Origin of the sequence: Bacillus sp. 0102A, assembly GCF_036765155.1 — a bacterium.
Taxonomy (GTDB): domain Bacteria; phylum Bacillota; class Bacilli; order Bacillales; family Bacillaceae; genus Bacillus; species Bacillus subtilis_G.
The window spans coordinates 1-15,140 of record NZ_JBAIZW010000002.1; the positions used below are offsets into that span (position 1 = coordinate 1).

9 protein-coding genes and 1 pseudogene are annotated in these 15,140 nt (G+C 45.2%); all 10 read left to right on the plus strand.

Translation table 11 applies throughout. The features are described from left to right. Positions 1-3,571 (plus strand): amino acid adenylation domain-containing protein (locus V6D41_RS04585; protein WP_333517431.1); only part of this gene is annotated, 3,571 nt, incomplete at its 5' end. Between the two features lie 7 nt (positions 3,572-3,578). After that, entirely contained in the window at positions 3,579-7,421 is a 3,843-nt protein-coding gene (locus V6D41_RS04590; RefSeq protein WP_333517854.1) for a non-ribosomal peptide synthetase, read from the plus strand. A gap of 108 nt (positions 7,422-7,529) precedes the next feature. After that, positions 7,530-7,922 carry a DUF1360 domain-containing protein gene (locus V6D41_RS04595; RefSeq protein ID WP_333517432.1) on the plus strand — a complete coding sequence of 131 codons (393 nt, stop codon included), beginning with the start codon at positions 7,530-7,532 and terminating at the stop codon, positions 7,920-7,922. A 152-nt stretch (positions 7,923-8,074) separates the two neighbouring features. Then, the gene (locus tag V6D41_RS04600; RefSeq protein WP_333517433.1) at positions 8,075-9,607 is read left to right on the plus strand and encodes a glycoside hydrolase family 10 protein; all 1,533 of its coding nucleotides are present in this window, start codon (positions 8,075-8,077) and stop codon (positions 9,605-9,607) included. Between the two features lie 118 nt (positions 9,608-9,725). Continuing rightward, positions 9,726-9,830 (plus strand): annotated as a pseudogene (locus V6D41_RS04605) (GNAT family N-acetyltransferase); the annotation flags it as partial. Then, entirely contained in the window at positions 9,825-10,292 is a 468-nt protein-coding gene (locus V6D41_RS04610) for a GNAT family N-acetyltransferase (protein WP_252400937.1), read from the plus strand. The pseudogene V6D41_RS04605 and the gene V6D41_RS04610, both read left to right, overlap by 6 nt. Before the next feature lie 425 nt (positions 10,293-10,717). After that, positions 10,718-11,860, plus strand: a complete 1,143-nt coding sequence (locus V6D41_RS04615) for an acyl-CoA dehydrogenase family protein (protein WP_333517434.1) — start codon at positions 10,718-10,720, stop codon at positions 11,858-11,860. A 42-nt stretch (positions 11,861-11,902) separates the two neighbouring features. Continuing rightward, positions 11,903-13,549 (plus strand): AMP-binding protein, encoded by a 1,647-nt coding sequence (locus V6D41_RS04620; protein ID WP_333517435.1) that lies wholly within the window; start codon positions 11,903-11,905, stop codon positions 13,547-13,549. 9 nt (positions 13,550-13,558) lie between these two features. Then, positions 13,559-14,893: an acetyl-CoA carboxylase biotin carboxylase subunit gene (locus V6D41_RS04625; protein WP_333517436.1), complete on the plus strand. Its 1,335-nt coding sequence runs from the start codon at positions 13,559-13,561 to the stop codon at positions 14,891-14,893. Positions 14,894-14,907: 14 nt separating this feature from the next. Beyond that, on the plus strand, positions 14,908-15,129 hold the full coding sequence (locus V6D41_RS04630; RefSeq protein ID WP_333517437.1) for an acetyl-CoA carboxylase biotin carboxyl carrier protein subunit: 222 nt from the start codon (positions 14,908-14,910) through the stop codon (positions 15,127-15,129). Positions 15,130-15,140 lie beyond the last annotated feature (11 nt).

Consider the following 15,140-nt stretch of genomic DNA (forward strand, 5'->3'; position numbering starts at 1 on the left):
AACGCGGGATATGAGCAGAAACCCGCTGTTTGATGCCATGTTAGTTGTTCAAAATAATGATTACCAGCCATTGCATATGCATGATTTGCAAATGAAGCCGGCACAAGTTTCTCATCTCGTTTCTAAGTTCGATTTGACATTACAAGCATCTGAGGGTGAGGAGAACATTCATTTCCATTTTGAATATTCAACCGCACTGTTTGAGAAAACAACTATTAAACGCTGGGCATCTCATTTGAAAAATGTACTTAACATCATCATTAAAAACCCGGAGGTGACACTCAACCATATCGACATCCTGACCCCAGAAGAGCGAAATCAGCTGCTCAATGAGTTTAACATCAGGAAAGCAAATCAATACGAAGAACAAACAATCAGTCAATTGTTTGAACAGCAAGCTGCACGAACACCAAAAGCCCCTGCACTTGTGAGCGGAGACAAAACATTGTCGTATCAAGAGTTGGATGAGTGGTCTAATGGCATCGCACGTACATTGCGCAGCCGAGGTGTTAAACCGGACACACCAGTAGGCATCATGATGCCTCGTTCGTTCAGCATGATAGCAGCCATACTTGGTGTTTGGAAAGCTGGCGGTTGCTATGTTCCTATTGATCCGGAATACCCGGTGGAACGGAAACACTATATCCTCAGCGACAGCGGAACGAAACTGCTCATAACAATAAATGAAGCGGATCGGGGAGCACTTGCTGACTTTAAGGGAGAGATATTCACCATACAGAACGCGGAGGCATACGACAGATCACCGCTGCCGCAAGTATCGTTTGCCCATCATTTGGCTTATATCATTTATACGTCAGGAACGACGGGCCGTCCAAAAGGGGTGATGGTCGAGCATAAAGGCATTGCCAACACTCTTCAGTGGCGGCGAAACGCGTATGCTTTCAACGAGACAGACACCATCCTGCAGCTCTTTTCCTTCTCGTTTGACGGCTTTATAACAAGTATGTTCACACCGCTTTTGTCAGGTGCAAAAGCAGTTTTGCTTCATGATGAGGAAGCAAGGGACATTCTGGAGATTAAACACCAGCTGTCCCATCACCGGATTACACATATGATTATTGTGCCTGTTTTATATCGAGCGCTTTTGGACGTATTGCAGCCGGAAGATGTAAAGACGCTTAGAATTGTCACTCTGGCTGGAGAAGCAACTGACCGCGAATTGATAGATCGCAGCTTGGCCATATGTCCGCATACAGAACTTTCCAACGAATATGGACCGACAGAAAACAGTGTGGCCACCACCGTCATGAGACATATGGAAAAGCAGAAACACGTAAGCATCGGCCAGCCAATAGACAGGACCCAAGTGCTTATTTTAAATGGCAATCATCAGCTTCAGCCAATCGGTGTTGCCGGAGAGCTTTGTATAGCGGGAACAGGGCTTGCAAGAGGGTATGTCAACCTTGTGGAACTGACAGAAAGGTCATTCATCCAGAACCCATACAAACCCGAAACGCGAATGTACCGAACAGGAGACGCCGCCAGATGGATGGCCGACGGAACACTTCAATATTTGGGAAGAATTGATGAACAAGTCAAAATCAGAGGATATCGTGTAGAAACGAAAGAAATTGAATCGGTCATTCGTTGTATAAATGGTGTAAAAGATACCGCAGTACTCGCTCATGTAACAGCATCGGGACAAACCGAATTAAGTGCTTATGTTGTGACAGAACCAGAGCTGAGCACAGATACGATACGCTTAGAATTACAAAACAAACTGCCGATGTTTATGATCCCTGCGTTTATCGAAAAACTGAGTTCACTTCCATTGTCTCCAAACGGCAAGCTGGATCGCAAAGCACTTCCAACACCTGAATCCAAGGGCGGAGCTGAACGTTCATTCCGCGCACCAGCCAGTAAGATGGAACAAATACTGGCGGATATATGGAAAGGAGTACTAGGAACGGAAAAAATTGGTACAGCTGATTCATTCTTTGAGCTTGGAGGAGATTCGATCAAAGCGTTACAGGTATCAGCACGGCTTCATCGGATAGGAAAGCAAATGGCAGTGAAAGATTTGTTTAACCATCCGACCATTCAAGAATTGGCAGCTTATACCCGGGATTCAAATACAAGTTCCAGCCAAGCTCCGGTTGAGGGAGACGTACAATGGTCCCCTGTTCAGAGATGGTTTCTTTCTCAAGATATAAAAGAAAAACACCATTTTAATCAGTCCGTTATGCTGCATCGAAGAACCCCTATACAAGAGGACGCACTGCGCAAAACCTTAAAAGTAATAACGTGTCATCATGATGCGCTGCGGATGGTGTTTACCCAGAATCAACAAGGAACGTGGGCTCAATATAATCGGCCGATCAGGCATTCGGACGCCGCGCTGTACGGTCTTCAGATTATTGATTTGTCAGCTCTAGAAAATAGAGCGTATGAGCCTCTTATCAAACGCCATGTACGTGATATTCAGCGGAAAATGGATCTGAAGAATGGGCCGCTGCTGCAAGCCGGTCTTTTCCGTACAACTGACGGTGATTTCTTATTTTTATCTGCACATCACTTCGTCGTTGACGGCATCTCGTGGCGGGTTCTGCTTGAAGATTTGTCTTTAGGGTATCGCCAAGCTGCTGGCGGGGAGGATATCAAACTGCCGCCTAAAACAAGCTCGTTTAAAGCGTACGCGAAAAAGCTTTCTGGCTATGCAGAAAGCCAGCAGCTTATGAAACAGCTCAAGTATTGGCGCGAAACCGAAGAATATCAAACAGAAGCACTGCCTTTTGATCAAATCGACGAAACCATAGCAAACGAGAGAAAACGGTCCACCATTTCGTTTACATTAAACGATAAAGAGACAGCTGCGCTTTTAAAAGATGCCAACAGCGCATATAACACAGATACTCAGGATTTACTGCTCGCTTCTGTCATTCTCGCGTTGCGCCATTGGACCAATCAATCCGCCTTCAAACTATCATTAGAAAGCCACGGGCGAGAGGATGTATTAGACGGGGTTGATGTGAGCCGTACGGTTGGATGGTTTACTGCCATTTATCCGTTATTGATTAAACTGAACGCAGACTTGCCAGATTCGGAAGAAGGCATGGTTCATGTGCTAAAAACAACAAAAGACACACTGAGACGTGTACCGGACAAAGGATTCGGCTACGGTGTTATCAAATATTTGACGCCGCCTGACAAAAAAGACATCGATTTCACATGTGCCCCAGAAATCAGCTTCAATTATCTTGGTCAATTTGAAAACGGCAGTCCAGCTGAAGTACCTGAGAAGGACGTTTTCTCATTCTCTCCGCTGGGTGCCGGGGATGATATCAGCACAACATGGAACCGTGAACAGTCGCTGGATATCAGCGCAATCGCTGCAGAAGGAAAAATGACTGTCAACATGACGTATGACAATACCCGCTTTCAGCGCATAACCATCGAGCAACTTAGCGAGAATTGCCGTCAATATGTATTACAGCTGATCGAACACTGCCAGAACAAAAGAGAAACAGAAAAGACGGTCAGCGATTTTGATGATCAAGAGCTGACAGAGGATGCGCTGCAAGAGATTGCTGATATGCTCAGTTTTCACTAATGAATCCGTGAAGAAAGGTGCAAATGCTATGGATAAGATCAAAAAAATCAAGAATATTTATCCTCTGAGTCATATGCAGGAGGGAATGCTGTTTCATTCCTTCCTCCGTAAAGAGGAGGGGGCATACGTTGAGCAGTCGCTCTTCACCATTAAAGGGAGCCTCAGTTATGAATGGTTTCAGCACAGCATTCAAACCATCATCGACCGCCATGACATTTTCAGAACCGTGTTTTTGCCGCACGTCCCGCATTTGTCGGGACCTCGGCAAGTCGTGATGACAGAACGCGAATTCCATTTGTACAGCGAAGACATTTCCCATCTGCCCACAAACGGGCAGAATGAGTATATTGAATGCTTTAAGGAGAAGGACAAGCAAAAAGGCTTTGATTTGCAAAAAGACATGTTGATGCGGATTTATCTATTCAAAATAGCTGAAGAGGAGCATGTTTGCATCTGGAGCCACCATCACATTTTAATGGACGGCTGGTGCCTTGGCATCGTTCTTCAGGAATTTATGCGGATTTATCAATCGATTCATGCAGGAAAACCGCTTTCTTTAGACCCTGTCCGTCCGTACAGCACCTATATTTCCTGGCTGACAAACCGTGACAAAGAAACAGCGGCGGAGTACTGGGATTCCTATTTAAAAAACTACAGCACCCCATCACCGCTGCCTCGTGTGTCTGATGAAGAAACAAAAGAGGGTTATCAACGTGAAGATTTGATATTTTCATTAAATAAACCACTGACAGACAAGCTCAAAGAGACTGCCAAACAACATGGCGTCACGCTTGCCACCTTTATTCAGGCAGTTTGGGGTTTGATGCTGCAGCAATATAACCGCACTGACGACGTTGTATTTGGCGCGGTTGTCTCAGGCAGACCGTCAGAAATTCCGGGTGTGGAACAAATGATAGGATTGTTTATCAATACCATTCCGGTTCGGATCAAAACACATCAAGACGAAACGTTTCAAGAGCTGCTCAGACGCAGCCAGAAAGAAATGCTGGAAGCCGATCCATTTACCTGCCAGCCTTTATTTGATATCCAGGCAAACACCGCATTAAAACAGGAACTGATCGATCACATTATAGTATTTGAAAACTATCCGTTACAGCAGAAAATTGCCGATTCAGCTGATCGCACCAGTTCACCGCTGCAAATCGATCAAGTGAAGGTATCTGAGCAATCAGGGTATAACTTTAATCTTGTCGTTGCTCCCGGTGAAGAGCTTGTCGTCAAGTTCAGCTATAACGCGTTCGTTTACGATACTGCCTGGATCAGCTGTATCAAGAGGCAATTTACGCAAGCGCTAAGCACAGCAGCACAGCACCCTGACATACCCATTGCTGATTTTTCTTTTCTAGATGTAACAGAAAAAGAGCAGATTGTCACACAGTTTAACCATACAAAAACAGAGTATCCAAAGAATCATACAATTATCAATTTATTTCGTAAACAAGCAGAAAAGACGCCAGATCATACCGCACTTGTGTATGGCACTATGTCCTTTTCGTATAAAGAGCTTGATAAACGCTCTGATGCACTTGCCAGAGAATTATATGAAAATGGGTTTCAGCAAAACGAGACAGCCGGAGTATTAGCTGCTCATTCTCCTGAATTCATTATCAGTGTGCTTGCCGTTTTAAAAGCAGGAGGAGCTTACCTCCCGCTTGACGCCGAGCTCCCACCTGAACGTGTCAGCTTTATGCTCGAGGAAACACAAGCGAAAATACTAATTATTCAAAAAGGGTTAGAGGCAAACGCTTCGTTCTCAGGAACATGTATGACTTCAGATGCACAGGCCTGGATGGAAGAGAATGATACCCCTATCAACGTCGGCTCCAGTCCGGATGATCTTGCATACATCATGTATACCTCAGGCTCAACAGGCCAGCCGAAAGGCGTCATGATCACCAATCGAAATGTCGTGTCCCTTGTCAGCAACAGCAATTACACATCTGCGTCCGTTGATGACCGGTTTATTCTGACTGGATCTATCAGCTTTGACGCTGTCACCTTTGAAATGTTCGGGGCGCTTTTAAACGGCGCAAGTCTTCATATCATTGATAAATCGACACTGCTGTCACCTGATCGGTTTGGGGCGTATTTGCTTGAAAATGACATCTCAGTGCTATTTTTAACAACAGCTCTTTTTAATCAGCTGGCTCAAGCTCAAGCAGACATGTTCCGCGGACTCCATACGTTATATGTCGGCGGAGAAGCACTCTCGCCTGCCCTTATGAATGCTGTCAGACACGCCTGTCCAGATCTGGCGCTTCATAATATTTACGGGCCTACGGAAAACACGACATTTTCAACCTTTTTTAAGATGAAAAGAGACTATGCAGGGCCGATTCCGATCGGAAAACCAATCAGCAATAGCACCGCTTTCATCTTAGATGCAAAAGGCTGTCTTTTGCCAATAGGCGTTCCCGGAGAGCTTTGTGTCGGCGGTGATGGGGTCGCAAAAGGCTATTTGAACAGAGATGACCTGACAAATGATGTTTTTTCTCCTCATCCTTTCTTGTCTGGAGAAAGAATATATCGTACCGGTGATTTAGCTCGCTGGCTGCCCGATGGAAACTTAGAATACATCAGCAGGATTGACAGGCAGATGAAAATCAGGGGAAAACGAATTGAGCCCGCCGAAATTGAAGCGCGCCTGTTAGAAATGGAAGGCGTGCAGGAAGCGGCAGTGACAATGAAAGAAAAAGACGGAGAGGCGCAGCTGCACACTCATTACGTCAGCGATGGCAAAAGAACAGAAAAGGAGATCCGCGCCGATTTGGCGCGTGTGCTCCCGGACTATATGATCCCGCAGCACTGGGTGCGTGTGGACCGGATGCCGCTTACCGGAAACGGAAAAATAGACCGCAGCGCTCTTCCTATTTCAGAAAACAAGCCTGATAAACAGCAGGACATCACACTGCCCAGAAACTTGATTGAGGAAGAGTTGGCGAACATTTGGAAACATGTTCTCGGTGTCAAAACCATTAGTATCGATGATGACTTCTTTTCTCTTGGCGGACATTCGCTAAAAGCACTGCAAGTCATACACACATTGAAGCATCAGCAGCACATAGACATACCCATCGATTTCTTGTTCGAAAACCCGACCATCGCTCAGCTTGCCGAAAAACTTTATTCGAAACAGCTGACAGCTGCAGATGAACAGCAAGTGATCAAATTGAATCAGCAAGGCGCGCAAAACCTTTTCTGCTTCCCGCCGATATCGGGATTTGGCATTTATTTCAAAGATCTTGCTTTATTGCTGAATGACAAGGCGGCCGTATACGGATTTCACTTTATTGAAAATGATACCCGCCTTGAACAATATGTTAATTGCATCACAGACATACAGCCTGAAGGCCCATACGTTTTATTAGGCTACTCCGCGGGAGGCAACCTGGCTTTTGAAGTAGTACAGGCTATGGAGCAGAGAGGATTGGAAGTCAGTGACTTTATTATCGTGGACGCTTATCTAAAAGAACAGCATGTGCCTATCGACACTGGGAATGACGAATCGGCAGCTTACCTGCCTGAAGCAGTCAGAGAAAAGGTGATGAAGAAAAAAAGAAACTATCAGGAATATTGGGCGCAGTTGCTGAATGAAGGGCATATCAAAGCAAACATTCATTTCATTGAAGCTGGAATTCAAACCGAAACTGGCAGGCATACAGGCTTAACGAAATGGAAAGGCGCCGCCTTGGGAAGCTACAGCGAATACACTGGTTTCGGCGCTCATAAAGATATGCTGGAAAGCACATATGCTGAAAAGAACGCTGCCATCATCCTTGACGTTTTAGACAAGATCACTACAAATCAAGCAATACTGCACAAACGATAAAGCGATTAGCGGACAGAGACCCTTTCTCTGTCCGTCTTCTTTTTTGTATCAAGAATGGATAAAGGACACTAGGGAATGATAACATCATCCTTTTCTTGGAGGCTTGTCATGAATGATCTTTCTTGGCTTACTTTTATCATGCTGATTCTTGCCAGCTACAGGCTGACACATTTGATTGTATTCGACAAAATCACAGAATTTATCCGAAAACCTTTTATGAAAAAGAAAAGGATCGTTGATCAAAACGGGCATGTAGATGTAAAAAACGTTCCGGCTTCTAACTTTGGGTATATGCTCAATTGCTACTGGTGTGCCGGCGTTTGGTGTGCGATCTTGATCGGATTGGGCTATCTCTTTTTGCCTCGTATTGCAGTTCCAGTCATCTTTATTTTAGCCATCGCAGGAGCACAAGCAATTCTTGAAACAGCTGTCGGTGTCGGCGTAAAACTCGTTGATGTGTTAAAGAGCCTGCAAACCATGATAAATGATAAAAAATCCTAAAGCAGCACAAATATGCTTCAGGACTTTTTTCGTTTATCTGGTGATATAGACGTAAATCCTGATTTCTTCAAACCGATTAAGCACCCTTTTACAGCCCGGGAATACCGTAATAGCGAAAAGTGAAAGTGATGTAATGGGGGAGAAGAAACAGAATGAAGGTTCGCCAAAAGCCGATTGTCCGTTTCCTTGTCAGCTTGATCATCGGAACGTTTGTTATCTCCGTTCCGTTTATGGCCAATGCGCATCCTGACAGGGAACTAAGAGCCGTATGGATTGCTTCCGTCTTAAACCTTGATTGGCCGTCAAAGAAAGGTTTAACAACGGAAGAACAAAAACAAGAGTATATCAAACTGCTTGACGATGTACAGACAATGGGAATGAATGCCGTTATTGTCCAGATTAAACCGACGGCAGATGCCTTTTATCCGTCCGCTTACGGACCTTGGTCTGAGTACTTAACTGGTGTCCAAGGCAAAGACCCGGGCTATGATCCGCTAGCATTTTTGATTGAAGAAACCCATAAACGAAATTTGGAATTTCACGCATGGTTTAATCCTTACCGTATTACGATGAATCATACAGATCTCGATAAATTGTCTGAGGATCATCCGGCACGAAAGCATCCAGAATGGGTTGCCGCTTATGGAAACCAGCTTTATTACCATCCGGGCATTCCTGAAGCGAGAGATTTTATCGTGAAAAGCATTGAGGAAGTCGTAAAACATTATGATATCGATGCTGTTCATATGGATGATTATTTTTACCCCTATAAAATAGCGGGACAGGAATTTCCTGATCAAGGACAATATGAACAATATGGAAAAGGCACGTTTTCCAATATTGATGACTGGCGGCGTGATAATGTGAACCAGCTAGTCAAACAAATCAACCAAACGATCAAGGCCGCAAAACCCTACGTCAAATTCGGCATCAGTCCATTTGGTGTATGGAGAAACGCGGCAGATGACCCGACCGGATCAAATACCAAAGCAGGCGTCAGGAACTATGACGACCTATACGCCGACACAAGACATTGGATTCAAGAAGGAGACATCGATTATATTGCGCCGCAAATCTATTGGAGCATCGGCTTTAACGCAGCGGCTTACGACGTGCTGGCTGATTGGTGGAGCAATGAAGTCAACAATAGGCCTGTTCATTTATATATTGGGCAGGCAGCTTATAAAATCAACAACAACTTTGATCCGCCATGGTCCGACCCAGAGGAGTATGTAAGACAAATCACCTTAAACCGTCAGCTTGAGCTTGTAAAAGGAAGCATGCACTTCAGCCTCAAAGACCTCAACAAAAATCCGCTTGGCATTAAAGACAGGCTCATCACCGAGCTTTACAGCAAACCGGCATTGGTTCCGCAAATGCCTTGGCTTGACAGTGCCGCACCAAAAAAACCAAAGCTTACGAAGGTCACCAAAGACAAAAACGGCAATCTGCTGCTCATTCAAGACCACCCGTCAAATCAAAAAACAAAAGAAACTACCTATTATGCGATATACAGAGCCGAAGGGGAATCGACCAAAACATTGCTGGGAACCGTGAGAAAAACAAATGGGCAGCAAACCTTCTTAGATGAAACAGCAGACCCAAATAAGAAGTATACGTATTATGTCACTTCAGCAGACCGGCTCCATAACGAAAGCAAGGCTTCCAAACGAAAGACAAAATAAGAAGTGAGAAGGACGGCTTTCAAAGTCGTCTTTTTTTAAAAAGTGATGTTGGAGACAGGATCCTTATGATAAGCCGCTGAATTTGTTAAAGAAAAGAAAAAGCAAGGGAGAGACTCACATGAATATGGAAGCGGTTTTTGGACATTTCCCAGTATTGGAATCTGAGAATCTAGTTTTAAGTAAAATTGAAGAGGTGCACGTACAGGACGTATTTTCGATTTATGATAATGTCAGAGTATTTGAATACTGCGGCATCATCCCGAAACATAACATAAAAACAGTACATAAAATGATCGGCCATTTTGATAGGGATTACAACAAAAAAAGCAGAATTAAGTGGGGGATTTTTCCAAAGAATCAAGAGAATACACTGGTTGGGATTATTGAAGCGATGGATTTTAATCAAAAAGTAAACATGGTAACAATTGGATACTACTTAGGTGAAGAATACTGGGGGAAAGGCTTTGCTACAGAATCCGTCCGCATGCTTGCAGCATTTTTATTTAAACATGTCAATGTAAACAGGATTCAAGCTGAAGTCATGCCTGAAAATGAAGCTTCAAAAAACGTCCTCTTAAAAAACAATTTTATAAAAGAAGGATTGCTCAGGCAGGAGTCCTATTGGTCAGGTAAAGGAGTTGTTGATGTAGAGATATACGGCCTTCTTAAAAACGAATACATATAAGTCTTTCTTTTTTCAAATACAATCCGAATATCAATGTCTGACAGAAGAGCTCACTTAATTGCGGGGGCGAATTTCCAATCTAGTCTGGACAGATGCCATGCTATTTTTTGTCCTATTCGGAGATGCCGTTTTAAATGATCCGGCTGAAGAACCCTTTTTGCTGCACTTTCTTTTCTTGAACCGGACACCGCTCTTGTTTTATGCCTATGTTCTTTCTCTATCAAAAACTTGATCGATCACAGTTCCCGACGCTATCAAATAGGCACGCCATTGCGTTTGCGATATGGATGTATGCTATGTATGCTCATCCCGTAGATGTTTTGACATAAAAATGACCCCGTTTTAATTTTCAGACTTCTTTTGTCAGGGAATGATTACAGAACTCGCCTAATAGGATGTTACAAAGATGTGAAGGAGGAAACCACGTGAATTTTGAGCTGACAAAAGAACAGCAAATGGTGCGTGAAATGGTAAAGGATTTTGCGAAAAAAGAAATTGCTCCTCACGCTGAACATGTAGATCAAACAGGCGAGTTCCCGATTCAAACATTTAAAAAAATGGGTGAACTCGGGCTGATGGGCATTCCATTTCCAGAAGAATACGGCGGATCGGGAGGAGATACGATTTCATATGCCTTAGCGGTTGAAGAAATCGGCAAAGCCTGTGGCAGTACTGGATTAAGCTATGCAGCGGCGGTCTCCCTCGGCGCAAGCCCGCTTTATTACTTCGGAACAGAAGAACAAAAAAAAGCGCATTTGACTCCGCTGGCGTCGGGCAAAGCACTCGGATCATTCGGCCTAACGGAACCAAATGCCGGATCAGATGCAGGAGGCACTCAAACGAAAGCGGTAACAAACGGTGACGAGTACGTGATTAACGGCGAAAAATGCTGGATCACAAATGCAAGCTACGCACGCACGGTGATTGTGACCGCAGTAACAGGCAAAAACAAAGACGGAAAAAACATCATTTCCGCATTGATTGTGCCGGCTGACACACCCGGACTTACGATTACGAGCCCGTACGATAAAATGGGCGTCCGAGGTTCAAACACAGCGGAAATTTTGATTGAGGATGTCAGAGTGCCTGCGGGCAACTTACTCGGTGATCCAACAAAAGGGTTTAAGCAGTTTCTATACACGCTGGACGGCGGACGAATCTCTATCGCCGCTCTTGCAGTCGGCATTGCCCAAGCCGCACTTGAAGCATCATTGGCATATGCGAAAGAACGGAAGCAGTTCGGACAGCCGATTTCTTCCTTTCAGGCGATACAATTTAAGCTTGCTGACATGGCGATGGAAATTGATCTGGCGCGGCAAATGGTGTTAAAAGCCGCATGGCTGAAAGACCATAACCGATCGTTCACAAAAGAAGCGGCGTATGCCAAGCTCTTTGCATCTGAAATGGCGACAAGAGCTTGCAATCAAGCCATTCAAATCCATGGAGGTTCAGGCTATATGAGGGAATATGGGGTAGAGCGGATGCTGCGGGACGCAAAATTAATGGAAATCGGTGAAGGCACATCTGAAATTCAGCGTATCGTGATCGCCAGACAGCTTTTAACGTAAAATGTAAACGCTTTCCCATCTCTTAGAAAGGAGGAACAATGCATGGCTGAACTCATCCATTCCACAATCGGCAGACTGCTGGAACAAACCGCTGAAACCTATCCTGATCAAGAAGCGGTTGTTTATCCAGACAGACATATCCGCTATACGTACGCCCAATTTGACAGCCTGTGCCGTCAAACTGCTAAAGCACTCATGCGGATGGGGATTGGGAAAGGAGACCACGTAGCCATATGGGCTTCAAATATCCCCGAATGGCTGGCCGTTCAGTTCGCCGCCGCAAAAATCGGAGCCGTGCTCGTGACCGTCAATACCAATTACCAAGCACACGAGCTCGATTACTTGTTAAAGCAATCGGATGCCGCGGCGCTTATTGTCATGGATTCATACCGGGGCACTTCTTACACAGACATCCTGAACAGCCTCATTCCAGAGCTGCAAATCGCCGAGCCTGGGCAGCTGACATCAGAACGCTATCCCTTTTTAAAAACGCTGATCTATATTGGCGATAAACCTTTGCCGGGCATGTATCATTGGGGGGATACAGAGAGATTTGCAAAAACAGTGACAGATGCTGAACTGGAAGCAAGAATGAACAGCCTTGAAAAAGACGATGTGATCAACATGCAATACACATCAGGAACGACAGGGTTTCCTAAAGGTGTGATGCTGACCCATTTTAATGTCATCAATAACGCTGCCAATATCGCTGAATGTATGGCATTAACCTCTCAAGACCGCATGTGTATCCCTGTCCCGTTTTTTCACTGTTTCGGATGCGTGCTCGGGGTTTTGGCGTGTGTGTCCGTCGGGGCAGCCATGATACCTGTACAGGAATTTGATCCCGTTTCCGTTCTTAAAACGGTCGAAAAAGAGAAATGCACAGCGCTCCACGGCGTGCCGACCATGTTTATCGCCGAGCTGCATCATCCGGATTTTGAAGCATATGATTTATCGACGCTCCGAACAGGCATCATGGCCGGCTCTCCCTGTCCAAGTGAAGTGATGAAAGCTGTCATTGAAAAGATGGGCATGAAAGATATTACGATCGCCTATGGACAAACCGAAGCCTCACCGGTCATTACGCAAACGAGAGCCAATGATTCCTTCATAAGGAGAGTCAATACAACCGGCCGCGCCCTGCCTCATGCAGAAGTGAAAATTGTAGAGCCCGGAACATGTCAAGAAGTTCAAAGAGGCGTGCAGGGAGAGCTATGCACCCGCGGCTACCACGTCATGAAAGGCTATTATAAAGACAAAGAAGCGACTAGAAAAGCAATCAATTACGACGGATGGCTGTTTACCGGAGATCTTGCTGTCATGGATGAAGACGGGTACTGCCGCATCACCGGAAGATTAAAAGACATGCTCATTAGAGGCGGTGAGAACATTTACCCGCGGGAAACCGAAGAATTTTTATATCAGCATCCTGATATTTTAGATGTACAGGTCGTTGGTGTGCCTGACGCCAAATTCGGGGAGGAGGCCGCAGCCTGGATTAAACTGAAAGACGGGAAAACCGCTTCACCTGAAGAAATTAAGGACTATTGCAAAGGGAAAATCGCCCGCCACAAAATTCCGCGTTATGTGATTTTTACAGACGAGTACCCGATGACGGCTTCAGGCAAAATTCAAAAATATAAACTGCGTGAAAAAACGATTGAAATGTTCAACTTATCATGTCAATGAGGTGAAGCCATGTTTACAAAAGTACTAATCGCCAACCGCGGAGAAATCGCAATGAGAATTATCCGAACGTGCAACCGCCTCGGCATCAAAACGGCTGCGGTTTATTCTGAAGCAGACAGAGACGCGCCCCATACAAAAGCGGCCACAGAGGCTTATTTGATCGGGGAATCAAGAGTGAGTGAAAGTTATTTAAATATAGAGAGAATTATAGAGACGGCGAAAAAAGCAAACGCCGACGCGATCCACCCGGGATACGGGTTATTATCAGAAAACAGCCGATTCGCTGAACGCTGCAAGCAAGAAAACATCGTGTTTATCGGCCCTGCACCCGATATCATCGCAAAGATGGGCAGCAAAATTGAAGCGCGAAAAGCAATGGAGGCAGCAGGAGTCCCTGTCGTTCCCGGCATTTCTGAATCCCTCGGAGACATTCAGGCAGCCTGCCGCACTGCAAGTCAAATCAGCTACCCCGTCATGCTGAAAGCTTCAGCGGGCGGAGGAGGCATCGGAATGCAGCTTGTTCAGAACGAAGAAGCATTAAGAAAGGCGTACGAGGGGAACAAAAAGCGCGCCGCAGATTTTTTCGGCGACGGGTCGATGTATATAGAGAAAGTCATTGAACATGCCCGCCACATCGAAGTTCAGCTTTTGGCCGATCAGCATGGCCATACGGTACACCTGTTTGAACGCGATTGCTCAGTTCAAAGACGCCATCAAAAGGTCATTGAAGAAGCGCCGTCTCCATTTTTAGACGATGAACTGAGAATGAAAATCGGGCAAACGGCAGTAAAAGCAGCCAAAGCGATCGGCTATACGAACGCAGGAACCATTGAATTTTTAGTTGATCCGAATCAAAACTTTTATTTCCTCGAAATGAATACGAGATTGCAAGTTGAACACCCCGTGACTGAAGAAATAACAGGCCTGGACTTAGTAGAGCAGCAGTTACGTATTGCTGCGGGCCAAACTCTCACATTCTCTCAAAAAGACATCAAACGAAACGGGCATGCGATAGAGGTCAGAATATACGCGGAAGATCCGAAGACCTTCTATCCGTCACCGGGAACGATCTCTGCGTTTTCACTCCCTGGCCAAACAGGCGTCAGACACGAATGTGCGGTAGCGAAAGACAGTACTGTCACCCCTTTTTATGACCCGATGATCGCCAAAATGATTGTCAAAGGCCAAAACAGAGAGGAGGCAATTGAAAAACTAGAGACAGCGCTCCGCGACTATCGGATAGAGGGAATCAAAACAAATCTTCCGCTTCTCATACAGGCTGCGGCATCAAAAGCATTTAAAGAAGGGGATGTTACGACTGACTTTTTGAAACAACACCTATAAAGGAGGCAGTTGTCATGACAGTTAAGATACAAATGGCGGGAAACCTGTGGAAAGTGCACGTCAAAGCCGGCGACCAAATTGAAAAAGGCCAGGAAGTTGCCATTCTGGAATCAATGAAAATGGAAATCCCGATCGTTTCAGACAGAAGCGGAACCGTAAAAGAAGTCAAAAAACATGAGGGTGATTTCGCAAATGAAGGAGACGTGCTGCTCGAACTGAGCGATTCGACTCAATAATCTGGAGGAAG

Bases quoted from the DNA above. Each gene is read 5' to 3' on its own strand.
- V6D41_RS04595 (WP_333517432.1), top strand. From the start codon at position 7,530: ATGAATGATCTTTCTTGGCTTACTTTTATCATGCTGATTCTTGCCAGC.
- V6D41_RS04600 (WP_333517433.1), top strand. From the start codon at position 8,075: ATGAAGGTTCGCCAAAAGCCGATTGTCCGTTTCCTTGTCAGCTTGATC.
- V6D41_RS04620 (WP_333517435.1), top strand. From the start codon at position 11,903: ATGGCTGAACTCATCCATTCCACAATCGGCAGACTGCTGGAACAAACC.
- V6D41_RS04625 (WP_333517436.1), top strand. From the start codon at position 13,559: ATGTTTACAAAAGTACTAATCGCCAACCGCGGAGAAATCGCAATGAGA.
- V6D41_RS04630 (WP_333517437.1), top strand. From the start codon at position 14,908: ATGACAGTTAAGATACAAATGGCGGGAAACCTGTGGAAAGTGCACGTC.